7 protein-coding genes are annotated in these 13,193 nt (G+C 36.2%); all 7 read left to right on the plus strand.

Annotated features, from left to right (window positions below; genetic code table 11):
* Window positions 1-141: 141 nt before the first annotated feature.
* The 7 genes from BUR17_RS00735 (at window position 142) to BUR17_RS00765 (ending at window position 13,129) form a co-directional block, all read left to right on the plus strand.
* Window positions 142-2,022: a rhamnogalacturonan lyase gene (locus tag BUR17_RS00735; protein ID WP_074228102.1), complete on the plus strand. Its 1,881-nt coding sequence runs from the start codon at window positions 142-144 to the stop codon at window positions 2,020-2,022.
* 6 nt (window positions 2,023-2,028) lie between these two features.
* Entirely contained in the window at window positions 2,029-2,805 is a 777-nt protein-coding gene (locus BUR17_RS00740; RefSeq protein ID WP_074228103.1) for a rhamnogalacturonan acetylesterase, read from the plus strand.
* Between the two features lie 7 nt (window positions 2,806-2,812).
* Window positions 2,813-3,973 (plus strand): glycoside hydrolase family 88/105 protein, encoded by a 1,161-nt coding sequence (locus BUR17_RS00745; RefSeq protein ID WP_074228104.1) that lies wholly within the window; start codon window positions 2,813-2,815, stop codon window positions 3,971-3,973.
* A gap of 312 nt (window positions 3,974-4,285) precedes the next feature.
* Window positions 4,286-5,374 carry an L-rhamnose/proton symporter RhaT gene (gene rhaT / locus BUR17_RS00750; protein ID WP_074228105.1) on the plus strand — a complete coding sequence of 363 codons (1,089 nt, stop codon included), beginning with the start codon at window positions 4,286-4,288 and terminating at the stop codon, window positions 5,372-5,374.
* A gap of 329 nt (window positions 5,375-5,703) precedes the next feature.
* Window positions 5,704-8,748, plus strand: coding sequence for a SusC/RagA family TonB-linked outer membrane protein (locus BUR17_RS00755; RefSeq protein WP_074228106.1), 3,045 nt, complete (start codon window positions 5,704-5,706; stop codon window positions 8,746-8,748).
* Between the two features lie 18 nt (window positions 8,749-8,766).
* A complete protein-coding gene (locus tag BUR17_RS00760; protein WP_074228107.1) occupies window positions 8,767-10,830 on the plus strand; it encodes a RagB/SusD family nutrient uptake outer membrane protein in 2,064 nt (687 codons plus the stop codon).
* Window positions 10,831-11,026: 196 nt separating this feature from the next.
* Window positions 11,027-13,129 (plus strand): bifunctional aldolase/short-chain dehydrogenase, encoded by a 2,103-nt coding sequence (locus BUR17_RS00765; RefSeq protein WP_074228108.1) that lies wholly within the window; start codon window positions 11,027-11,029, stop codon window positions 13,127-13,129.
* Window positions 13,130-13,193 lie beyond the last annotated feature (64 nt).

Genomic DNA, 13,193 nt, shown 5'->3' on the forward strand with positions numbered 1-13,193 from the left:
AGGATTGGGATCAAAAATGATTAAAATCAATAGGAACGGGCATATCATTCTGAGCTTGTCGAAGGAAGCCGTTTAAAAAAATGAAGTTTCAAATTCGGCTTTAGCCAAAACATAAAAATAATTAGATATTGATATAGAATTATGAAAATCAAATATATCTTCATTACATCCGCCCTTTTTCTTTCGCAAACAATTTTTGCTCAAAGACAAATGGAATATCTGAAAAGAGGAATTGTTGCAATACCTTCAGAATCTGACGTTTTTGTAAGTTGGCGTTTGTTGGGAACAGAAGCTCAGAATACACAATTTGATTTGTACCGAACGGAAAATAATTCAACCATAAAATTGAATTCAAAACCGTTGCTTAACGAAACCAATTTTTTAGATAAAACTGCAGACAAAGGAAAGAATTATACTTATTTTGTTAAATCTAATACCAAAAACCAGGAAGTTGACCAGGATTTTGCAAAATACAAAGCAAATCAAAAACCTTATTTTTCAATTCCATTAAAAACTCCGGAAGGGTACACTCCGAATGATGCATCGGTTGCTGATTTGGATGGCGACGGAGAATATGAGATTATTCTTCATCAAACCGGAAGATCAAAAGATAACAGCCAGAAAGGGATGACTGATGAGCCAATTATTCAGGCTTATAAAATGAATGGAACTTTTTTGTGGGAAATTAATTTAGGCAAAAATATCAGAGAAGGAGCGCATTACACGCAGTTTTTAGTTTATGATTTAGACCAGGACGGAAAAGCGGAAGTAGTAATGAAAACCGCTGATGGAAGCAAAGACGGAAAAGGAAAATTTATTGGTGACCCAACCAAAAATTACGTCAATGAAAACGGAATGATTCTTTCCGGACCGGAATATTTGACGATTTTTAATGGAGAAACTGGTGAGGAAATTCATACTGTCAATTATGAAGTTCCAAGATTTGCAGGAAGTTTAAATCCAACCAATGAAGAAATGACTGAAACTTGGGGCGATGCAAAAGGGAACCGTATCGATCGATTTTTGGGAGCTGTTGCTTATTTGGACGGAAAAACGCCGAGTGTAATTATGTCGAGAGGATATTACACACGAACTGCAATTGCAGCCTGGAATTTTAAAGATAAAAAATTGAGCCTTCGCTGGCTTTTTGATACCGAAAGTTCGGAAGAAAATAAAAAATATCGTGGACAGGGAAATCACAATTTGAGCATTGCAGATGTAGATAATGACGGAAAAGACGAAATTATTTTTGGTGCAATGACGGTGGATGACAATGGAAAAGTTTTAAACAGCACAGGTTATGGTCACGGTGACGCTTTACACGTTGGAGATCTCGATCCATCAAATCCCGGACTGGAAATTTTTGATATTCAGGAAAGATTTGATGATGCGGGAGCACATTTCAGAGACGGAAAAACAGGAAAAGTTTTATGGAAATTACCTTCTACAGTTTATAGTAAAGCAGGTAAATTTCAGGGACCGGGAAGAGGTTTGTCTTTAAATATTGATCCTCGTCATGAAGGTTCAGAATCTTGGGCAGCCGGAGCAGGTTTGAAAGGTGTTTACAATACAAAAGGAAAAAAAATCAGCGAAAAAAATCCTCCTGCCAATATGGGGATTTATTGGGACGGAGATTTTTTAAGCGAAATTTTAGACGGAACAGTTGTTTCAAAATGGGACTGGAAAAAAGAAAAATCGAATCTAATTTTTGATGCTAAAAATTTTCAGTGCGAATCTAATAACGGAACAAAGAAAAATCCATCTCTGGTTGCAGATCTATTTGGCGATTGGCGTGAAGAAGTAATGTACAGAACAGCTGATAACAAGGAATTGAGAATTTTTTCTACAACAATTCCTACCAAGCACAGATTGTATACTTTGATGCACAATTCACAATATCGTTTGAGTATTGTTTGGCAAAATGTAGGCTACAATCAGCCACCGCATACCGATTATTATCTGGATGAATCGGTGAAAGAAATTCCGAAACCCAATATTTATACGGTAATTCCTAAAAAATAATCAATTATGAAAATTAAAATCATTATTCCGCTTATCTTATTGGTTTTATTTGTTGGAGTTTCATTTCAGAAACTTCAGAACAAACCTGTTCTTTATATTATTGGAGATTCAACGGTACAAAATGGTTCTGGAAAAGGCTCTGATTCGCTTTGGGGATGGGGAAGTTTTATGAATCTTTTTTTAGATACCAATAAAATTGAAATTCAAAATCACGCAAAAGATGGAAGAAGCAGCAGAACTTTTTTGACAGACGGTCGTTGGGATTCTATTATGAAAACGATAAAAAAAGGAGATTATGTTTTAATGCAATTTGGTCATAACGATGGCGGTGAATTAGCCGATACATTACGAGCAAGAGGAACTATCAAAGGGATTGGGGAAGAGTCTAAAGATATTTACAATCCGATTCGTAAAGTAAATGAAACAGTTTACACTTACGGTTATTATATGAGGAAATATGCGAATGAAACGAAAGCTAAAGGAGCGATTCCTATTATCGTTTCTCCTGTTCCGAGAAATAAATTTGATAAAAACGGAAAGATAGAAAAAGATCAATACGGAATTTGGGCTCAAGAAGTTGCAAAACAAACAGGTGCTTATTTTTTAGATTTAAATACAATGGTCATTGCAAAATATGAAGAAATAGGCTCTGAAAAAGTGAAAACGTTCTTTCCAAAAGATCATACTCATACCAATGAAGCAGGAGCAACTCTCAATGCAGAATTGGTGACAAAAGGAATTACAGATTTAAAAGGTTGCCAACTTAAAAAATATATAAAATAAAAATATTATGAAAAAACTATTAACAGCAAGCTTTTTTGCACTGATTTTGGGAGGCGTGACTTCCTGTTCGGTTCAGAAACAGACTACCGCAAGCAAAGTGGAGCTTCCGAATAAAAAAGAAGTTTTGGAAGTTTCAAGAAGAGCCAATCAATATTTTATGAGCAAATGGCCCGATACAGGAAAAGATATCGTTGGTAAAAAAGTGTGGCCAAGTAATCTTTGGACAAGAGCTGTTTATTATGAAGGACTCATTGCTTTGTATAAAGTTGATCCTAAAAAAGAATATTATGATTACGCGATGTCGTGGGCAAATAATCACAAATGGGATTTGATGCGTGGAACTTACACCAGAAATGCCGATCATCAGGCTTGCGGACAAACCTACATAGATTTGTATGAAATCGACGGTAAAAAGCATCCTGAAAGAATTAAAAATGTAAAAGCTTCGATGGACAGTATGATTGCTACACCAAAAGTTGATGATTGGTGGTGGATTGATGCGCTCCAAATGAGCATGCCGATTTTCACGAAACTGGGGAGAATCACAGGAGAGCAAAAATATTTTGATAAAAACTACGAAATGTATGCTTACACAAAATATAAACACGGTGGAAATGGTTTGTACAATCAGGCTGATAAAATTTGGTGGAGAGACAAGAGTTTTGTTCCGCCTTACAAAGAACCGAATGGGGAAGATTGTTATTGGAGCAGAGGAAACGGTTGGGTAGTGGCTGCTTTGGCTAAAACCCTTGAAGACACTCCAAAATCTGATCCTCATTATCAGGAATATTTGCAGGATTATAAAGATTTGCTGGCTGCTTTGCTTCCGATTCAGCGTGAAGATGGTTTTTGGAATGTGAGTTTGCACGATCCGACGAATTTTGGAGGAAAAGAAATGACCGGAACCGCTTTATTCGTTTACGGAATGGCGTATGGAATTAATAATGGATTAATCGACAGAGATACTTATCTACCTGTTTTAGTAAAAGCTTGGAATGCAATTGTGAAAGATTCAGTTCAGCCTAATGGGTTTTTAGGTTGGGTACAGGGAACTGGAAAAGAACCAAAAGACGGACAACCGCTTTCTGTAAGTAAAGAACCGGATTTTGAAGACTACGGTTTAGGGTGTTTATTGCTTGCCGGAAGCGAGGTTTATAAGTTGAAATAAATTTAACTTTTAAGTAAAATTGAAAGGCTTAATGATAAAAATCGTTAAGCCTTTTTTGTTGATTTAAAAATAAAAGCTGTATTTAAATTATTAAAAAGCAAGAATAATAAAGAATTGATGCATATTTTTGTTTAACAGTTTTTAAATACAATTTGATTAAAGTGATTGTAATTATCAGTAAAACAGTGAGTTGAAGAATTTATGTTTCAAATGATAAAAAATCTTATTTTTTCAAAAGTTTAAGCATGACACTACAAGATGCGCAATCGATTACATCTTGTTAATTTTCAAACTCAACCAATACGATAAATTATGAATGCATTATTAGGAGTTATTTTCCATTTTTTAGGAGGTTTTTCTTCAGGTAGTTTTTATCTGCCTTACAAGAAAGTGAAGGGATGGCAATGGGAAACTTTTTGGTTGATTGGTGGTGTATTTTCCTGGATTATTGTTCCACCTTTGGCTGCATTTCTTACGATTCCTAATTTCTGGGAAATTATTCAGAATGAAAGTTCATCAATTTTAGGACTGACGTTTTTATTCGGTGCTTTGTGGGGAATTGGCGGTTTTATGTATGGTTTGGGAGTTCGTTATTTAGGTGTTGCTTTGGGTAGCAGTATCATGTTGGGACTTACCATGGTTATTGGATCTCTTTTACCTTCTATTTATTATGAATTTAATCCACAAGACGGAAAAGACAATATTGGTTTAATGCTTTCAAGCGATTGGGGAAGAATGGTTCTTTTAGGACTTTTGATTTGTGTAGTTGGAATTGTCATCAGTGGAAAAGCTGGTGTGATGAAAGATAAAGAACTTCAATCTGATTCTATCGATCCGCATGGGATGGAAGTAAAAACAGAATATAAATTTGGGTTAGGATTAATCGTTGCCATTATTTCCGGTGTTTTAAGCGCATGCTTCAATTTTGGTTTGGAAGCGGGAAAACCAATGGCAAACGTAGCTAATGAAGCCTGGAAAATAGCAAATCCTTCGCAGGGAGAATTTCTTTTTCAGAATAATGTAACCTATGTTGTGGTTCTTTGGGGCGGAATGGCTTCTAATCTTATTGGTTGCCTTTATTTGTCATTTAAAAATAAATCATATTCAGATTACACAAAAAAGAATGTTCCTGTTGTAAAAAATATCATTTTCTGCGCATTGGCAGGAACGATGTGGTTTTTACAGTTTTTTTTCTACGGAATGGGAGAAAGTAAAATGGGAAATGGCCCAAGTTCATGGATCTTGCACATGGCATTTATTATTTTAATAGCCAATTTGTGGGGTGTCATCATCAAAGAATGGAAAGGAGTTTCCAAAAAAACGATTTCTACGATTGTTTTTGGAATGATCGTCATGTTTATTTCCATTTTAATTGTAGGATACGGAAATTCTTTGCGATAAAAATGTACGGCATCTACAAATTTTATTTTTATCATATTCATATAGTTAAGAGTTAGAAGCTCACTAAGGCACTGATCTTTCAGTGTCTTTTTTATACTAATCAATGAATATTTTTTTGATGACAATCATGATACTATTGTTTTATAATTCTAAAATTCATCAAAGTTTATATAATCGAATTACTAATTATTTCAAATTTTAAATTTGATTTTTGTAAATATTTAAGAAAAATTATGAGTTTTATAATGCAGGATATTGCAGGATGCCAGAACTTCAGCAACTGTGTACTTTGGTAACATGATAATTAATGTAAATAAAAGTTAATATATATGTCTTTAATAATTAAACAGAAGAATTTTAAGCCACTTATCGCACCGCTATTTTTGCTTGCGTCTGGCTTTATGTTCGGACAAAAGGCAGTAAGTGATTCTGCCAAAACAGATACTAAAGATATCGAAGAAGTGGTAGTGATCGGATACGGAAAAGTAAAAAAGTCTGACCTTACCGGATCTGTATCTTCAGTATCTGCGAAAGATTTAGCAGCTACACCGGCAATGAATGCTTTGCAGGCATTACAGGGAAGAGCTGCAGGATTAAATATTGTAACGGCAGGTGGTGCTCCTGGAGCTACTGCTAATGTAACTGTTCGTGGTGGTGCTTCTATTACTCAGGGGACAGAGCCGTTGTATATTGTAGATGGTTTTCAGTTGGATAATGCATTAAATATTATCAATCCGAATGATATTGAAAGTATTGATGTCTTAAAAGGTGCTTCTGCAATCGCAATCTATGGAGCTCGTGGATCCAACGGTATTATTGTTATTAAAACGAAGAGTGGAAAAAAAGGAAGAACTACCATTCAGTATAACTCTTTTATGGCATTTGATATGCTTTCGAAGAAATTGGATATGGTTTCAAATCCTGAACAATATGTGAAGTATCAGTACGAAATGGCACAACTGCAGGGAAAAACAACCCAATGGAGTAATGTTTTTGATAATAGCTTAGGGATAGATTCGCCAGGATTTTATACAGGTGCTTTTAACAGAATCAGCAATCGATACGGATCTGAAAATGGTTTAGACTGGCAAGAAAAAATGCTTGGCGGAACTGGGTTGACTCAGAATCATAACGTAAGTGTTTCTGCAGGTACAGATAAAACTCAGGCATTTATCAGTTACAATTACAATAAACAGGATGGTTTATTACAAAATTTTAGCGAAACACGAAACTCATTGCGTGCGAATATCAATTCAGAATTGTACAAAGGGATACGTTTAGATTTCAGTTCAATGTTTACTTCCAATTCTACAAACGGTGGTGGAGCATATTCAGGAATGAAAAAAATACTTCTGCAGCCTATTACGGGAGGAACATTATTCACACAGGATCAGTTATTTAATACACAGACCTTTGCGGATTATTCAAGTTTAGATTCTTCTTTTGATACAGAAAACCCGTATATAGAAACGGCGGCATCTACTCAAAACAGAAGAGCCAGAACATTTTTGGCGAATGTAGGTCTTGAGTTTGATTTGTTGAAAGACTTTACATTCAGAACTGCAGGGTCTTATAACTGGACAAATAGTAAATCTACTGCATTCTCAGATAAAAACTCTCGTGCATTTCTTACAGATCCTGTTAACACAGGAATCAACGGAAGTATTGCAAATTCTGAAGCATATAGATATCAAATCACCAATACATTAACTTACAATAAAACTTTAGGAGAAAAACATAAACTGACTGGTTTAATTGGTAATGAAATTATTTATCAGGAAAACGAAAGCAATAGCATAAGACTGATAAAATTTCCAACTATTCTGAATTTTGGCTTAGATGACATAAAATTAGGTACAATTGCTAGCCAAGATTCAGATAGAGATCCCAATGCTCTGATTTCTTATTTTGGACGTGTAAATTATAACTATGATAATCGCTACTTATTAACTGCAACGATCCGTAGAGACGGCTCATCAAAATTTGGTCCTGATAAAAAATGGGGGACATTCCCTTCTGTAGCTGCAGCTTGGAGAGTTTCAGAAGAAAGTTTGTGGAAAAATTCTAAAATTGAAAATTATATTAATGATCTGAAATTCAGATTCGAATATGGAATTGTAGGAAATAATAGCATACCAAACAACGTTTTCAGAACCAATGTAGTGGGGACTGATTATCCATTAAATAATACTATTGGTAACTTAGCCTTAATGACAAGCAGTGTTTTGGGTAACCGTATTGTACAATGGGAAGAAATGCGATCTACTAACGTAGGTGTTGATCTTGCATTATTTAACAACAGAATTAAATTAACTTCTGAATGGTACAATAACAACGTAAGCGGAATGTTATTGGAAACTGTACTTCCAGCATCTACAGGATATAAAAGTCAATTTGTGAATGTCGGTTCTATGAAAAATACCGGTATGGAATTTACATTAAATTCAATCAATATAAAATCTGAAAATTTCAGATGGTCTACCGACGCTAATGTAGGTTTCAATAAATCAAAAGTATTATCTCTTGATGAAGGAAGAAATTTCAGAAATTTCAGTGTAGGAAGCAACAGAGCAGGTATGGTAACCTATTATGCTACGGTTGGAGAAGAATTAGGAGATATGTACGGATATGTTTATCAGGGTATTTATACAACTGATGACTTTACTCAGGCTGGAAACGGAACATTAACTCTAAAACCGGGAGTTGTAAAACCGGCTTCAGGAACTCCAAAACCGGGGGATATTAAGTTTGCTGCAGATAATGAAGCGGGAGATCAGTTTACAAGAAAATTGGTAAAAATTGGAAATGGTACTCCTGATTTTATTGGAGGTATTAGCAATAACTTTTCTTACAAAGGTTTTGATCTTGCGGTATTTTTGAAATTCAGTGTAGGTGGTGATGTTTATAATGCAACCAAGCACAGCATGAGTCCGTATGCAATGTTCCAGAATGTACCTTCAGAATTCGGAGATAACTATTATCATGTGATCGATCCTAATACAGGACAGGCTGCAACAAGTTTAGTGAGATTAAAAGAGCTTAATCCTAATGAAGATTCTAGCCTTTGGAGCTTAGGAACTACGAATTCAAGCTACATCACTTATCCTTCATCATATTACGTAGAAGATGGTTCTTATTTGAGAGTTTCTATGGTAACATTGGGGTATTCTTTTTCTAAAGAATTTTTAAGTCATATTAAGTTAACCAATGCACGTATCTATGCAACAGTGAATAACTTAGCAACCATTACGGGATATTCAGGATTTGACCCGGAAGTCTCTGCGGCAAGCGGTGTTACCGTTACACCTGGTTATGACAACTCTTCATTCCCAAGATCTAGAAGTTATGTTTTAGGGATCAATCTTACTTTTTAATATTTAAATGTTTCAGTCATGAAAAATATATTTACTAATCGCAGTCTTTTAAAAAATCTAATAATAGTTCCAACTATTTTGATTGCTGGTTTAAGCATCAATTCGTGCAGCGATGATTTTTTAAATCAACCTGCGTATAATTCATCAGATACAGAATCTGTATTTACCAATATAGAAACTGCGGACGCTTTTGTTCAAGGCTTATATAGAGGTATTGTTCCTACAGAAATGTTTTATCAATTAGGAGCAGGTGATACTGTTACCCATTCTGCGGAAGACGGATCAACCAATAATTCTAAATACAATATCTGTAATTTTCAGTACGATTCAAAAACACCGAATACCGTTACAGGAATTTACTCTGCAATGTATGCGGTGATCGAAAGAACCAATATCGCCATCGACAGATTACCAGATATGCCTGCAAGCCAAAAGCGTGATGCTTTATTGGCAGAAGCAAAGGCTATTCGTGCATTTTGCTACTACAACTTAATTAGAGTTTATGGTGATGTTCCTGCAATTTGGATTCCTTTGGAGGAAGCAGATCCTAATGATCCGAGTACGCTTTATCCTAAACGTGCTTCTCGTGATGTGATTTATGATAAAGTTATTGCAGATATACAAGAATCTATAAATAATATGCCTGCTTCTAATGGAACACCGGAAAGATTAAATAAACAATCAACCAATGCGCTTTTAGCAAAAATTGCTTTATATGCAGCAGGATATTCTCTTCGTTGGGAGCTGAATACAAGTTCTCCGGGGATCATGTCTCGTCGTCCTGATAATGCGAGAGTTCAGCAATTGTATCAGATTGCAGATGCAGCAGCACTTTCTGTAATCAATGCAGGTACAAATAGTCTGGTACAGGCTCAAGGTGGAAAAAGCGGTTTCGAAGCTTTGTGGTTTAATTTTGACAGAAGAAATTTTTCAGCAGTAAATCAGGAAATGCTTTGGCACATTGCTTCCTACGGACCAAATACCAATTCAGCATTTGGGGTGTATGCACATCCTGGTTCTAGAGGAGGTACTTATGGTTCTCGTAAAGCGTTACAGTTCATACTACCAAGTTATTATCTTTCTTTTAATGCGGCAGATAAACGTAGAGATGTTGCGACTACATCTTACAGTATTTATTTCTTAAATTCAGGTAACGCAAGTGATACTTGGGTAGATGTAGGAACAACCTATTCTTGTATTATGCCGGGAAAATTCAGAATTTCTTGGTGTGTCGAGCCACAAGCTGCAGATGCTCGTAATTTGAATATTCCTATTATCAGATATGCAGATGTTTTATTGATGTATGCAGAAACACAAAATTATTTAAATTCAGGACCTACAGCTGCAGGAATCGCGGCGCTACAACAGGTAAGAAACCGTGCAGGAATTGGTTCGTTACCAATTCCAAGTGGTCAGCAAGCATTTGAATCAGCATTAGTTCAGGAGCGTAAATGGGAATTTTCAGACGAATTTATGCTTCGTACAGATTTGATCAGAATGAATCGTATTGCAAGCGAAATTGATGCGACAAGAACAGCAATGAAAAACTTGTCAAATCGTACAGGTCAGTTTGCCTCTACGCCAGTTTACCGCCTTTACAAATTTCATAAAAATGCTCAGGTTTACGGAGATCCTTTCTTGGCAGTGACTTATATTGATTTAACTGATCCTGCACAGATTGCGCAAGTTCAGGCAGTTCCTACCAATTCATCAGGTTATGCGGCGTATCAAACGACTTTGAAAGCTATAGCATTAGCAAACGGACAAACTTCAACAATTGATGACAAATGGTATCCTGCAAATATGTTCCAGGCTTATACAAGTACATTTAATGGTAACGCTAGAAAAGCTGTAGGATTTACAGCCGGATTTAATGCACTTCAGATAGGAAATATTATCTACACAAAACCAACCGGTTCAGCAGAAAATGGAGGAACCTATCCAAACTGGATCGAAGGTGGTGGAGACGGTCTTTTCTACGGATTTGTACCTAATAAAACAGAATTGCTTCCGTTTGCAGCAGCTTCTGCAGGTCATCCGTTGATTGATAATCCAAACCTTACTCAGCTTCCTGGGTATTAATTAAAAAACTATTCACCAATCAAAATATTAATTTATTCTTAACCTTAATGAAATGACTGTACAGCTGAATCGAAACGTGATAAATATCATTGTTAATTTATCTTTAAATAATCGATTCAGCAGTATAGTACGGGATGCTGTAAAAAATACTACAGTCTAAATTTGGGTTAAAATTCAGAAAACAAAAAGAAAACAAATGGAAAACGTAAAAACATTCAAATACGTAGATTATTTATGGGATGAAAGCAAAGCAGCTTCTTTGGGAGATGATCAGGTTGCTTTATTTTTATACCGTTCAAACATATTAGGAGCAGACCTTAGAATTACCAATTATGGTGGTGGTAACACAAGTTGCAAAACCATCGAAAAAGATCCGCTAACCAATGAAGAAGTTGAGGTAATGTGGGTAAAAGGTTCAGGTGGAGACATCGGAACGTTGACCAGAAAAGGAATTGCCGGATTATATACGGAAAGACTAAGAAATCTTAAAAATGTTTACGGAGGTTTAGCAGACGAAGACAGAATGGTTGGTTTATTCGATCACTGTATTTTTGATCTGGATAGCAAAGCGCCTTCTATTGATACACCACTACACGGTTTACTTCCATTTAAACATATCGATCACCTTCACCCGGATGCATTAATTGCAGTTGCAGCAGCAAAAGACAGCGAAAAAATTACCAAAGAAATTTGGGGTGACACAATGGGGTGGGTTCCTTGGCAAAGACCTGGTTTCGATCTAGGTTTACAGCTTGAAAAATGTTTAGCTGATAATCCTGGAATCAGAGGAATCGTTTTAGGAAGCCACGGATTGTTCACTTGGGGCGATACTTCTTACGAATGTTATATGAATAGTTTGGAAGTAATTGAAACCGCCTCTGAATATATTGCTAAAAAAATTGAAGAAAACGGACAGGTTTTCGGCGGACAAAAAGTAGAGTCGCTTCCAGCTGACGAACGTAAAAACAAAGCTGCTAAGTTGATTCCTTTGTTGAGAGGTTTGGCTTCTTCTGAAAACAGAATGGTTGGTCATTTCACCGACAGCGATGTTGTTTTAGAATACATCAACAGCAATGATTTAGAAAGATTGGCTCCGCTTGGAACTTCTTGCCCGGATCACTTTTTAAGAACAAAGATTCAACCTTTGGTGTTGACTTTAGATAAAAATGAAGATTTAAGCGATTCTAAAGCTATTTTAGATAAATTAAATCCACTTTTCGAACAGTACAGACAAGAATACAAAGAATATTACGAAACGTGTAAGCATCCAAACAGTCCTGCAATGCGTGACCCGAACCCGGTGATCATCATTTATCCGGGAGTGGGAATGTTCAGTTTCTCAAAAGATAAGCAGACAACACGTGTTGCGAATGAGTTTTATGTGAATGCAATCAACGTAATGCGTGGTGCAGAAGCAATTTCAGAATATACTTCTTTACCAAGACAGGAAGCTTTCGACATAGAATATTGGTTACTTGAAGAAGCTAAATTGCAGAGAATGCCAAAAGAAAAACCTCTTTCAAGAAAAGTGGCAATCGTAACCGGAGCAGGCGGTGGAATCGGACAGGCAATCGCTGACAAAATGGTTGCTGAAGGCGCGGTTGTTGTTTTCACAGACCTTAATCAGGAAGCGGTGGATTCTGTAACATCAAAATACAGCAAAGACCAAGCGGTTGCCGTCCCTTGTGATGTGACAAGCGAAGAAGCAATTGCAAATGCTTTCAAAGAAGCCGTTTTAGCATTCGGCGGAGTAGATATTATTGTACATTCTGCAGGTTTGGCGATTTCTAAATCTTTGGAAGACACGACTACAAAAGACTGGGATTTATTGGAAAATGTTTTGGTAAAAGGTCAGTTTATGATGGCTAAAAGCGGTGCTGAAATTTTGAAAAAGCAAAATTTAGGTGGCGACATCGTCAATATTGCAAGCAAAAACGGTTTAGTTGCCGGACCAAATAACGTAGCGTATGGAACTGCAAAAGCAGCACAACAGCACATGACGAGATTATTGGCAGCAGAATTAGCAACTGATAAAATCAGAGTAAATGTTGTAAATCCGGACGGAGTTATCGTTGGAAGCAAAATTTGGGAAGGTTCTTGGGCAGAAGGTCGTGCAAAAGCAAACGGAATTTCTGTAGAAGAATTGCCTGCGTTTTACGCAAAGAGAAATCTGTTAAACGAAATTATTCTTCCTGAAGACATTGCCAACGGAGTTTTCGCTTGTGTAGCGATTTTAGATAAAACCACAGGAAATATCATCAATGTAGATGGCGGAATGGCAAATGCTTTCCCAAGATAATTATTGGTTAATATATTTTATTTGGGCAGCTTAATCCGCCCTCCGTTCCCGCTTTTTTGCTAGC

Source organism: Chryseobacterium scophthalmum, assembly GCF_900143185.1.
GTDB classification, from domain to species: Bacteria; Bacteroidota; Bacteroidia; order Flavobacteriales; family Weeksellaceae; genus Chryseobacterium; species Chryseobacterium scophthalmum.

What these genes read in the sequence shown, in the direction of transcription:
- BUR17_RS00735 (WP_074228102.1), top strand. Translation starts at nt 142, where the DNA reads ATGAAAATCAAATATATCTTCATTACATCCGCCCTTTTTCTTTCGCAA.
- BUR17_RS00740 (WP_074228103.1), top strand. Translation starts at nt 2,029, where the DNA reads ATGAAAATTAAAATCATTATTCCGCTTATCTTATTGGTTTTATTTGTT.
- BUR17_RS00745 (WP_074228104.1), top strand. Translation starts at nt 2,813, where the DNA reads ATGAAAAAACTATTAACAGCAAGCTTTTTTGCACTGATTTTGGGAGGC.
- rhaT (WP_074228105.1), top strand. Translation starts at nt 4,286, where the DNA reads ATGAATGCATTATTAGGAGTTATTTTCCATTTTTTAGGAGGTTTTTCT.
- BUR17_RS00755 (WP_074228106.1), top strand. Translation starts at nt 5,704, where the DNA reads ATGTCTTTAATAATTAAACAGAAGAATTTTAAGCCACTTATCGCACCG.
- BUR17_RS00760 (WP_074228107.1), top strand. Translation starts at nt 8,767, where the DNA reads ATGAAAAATATATTTACTAATCGCAGTCTTTTAAAAAATCTAATAATA.
- BUR17_RS00765 (WP_074228108.1), top strand. Translation starts at nt 11,027, where the DNA reads ATGGAAAACGTAAAAACATTCAAATACGTAGATTATTTATGGGATGAA.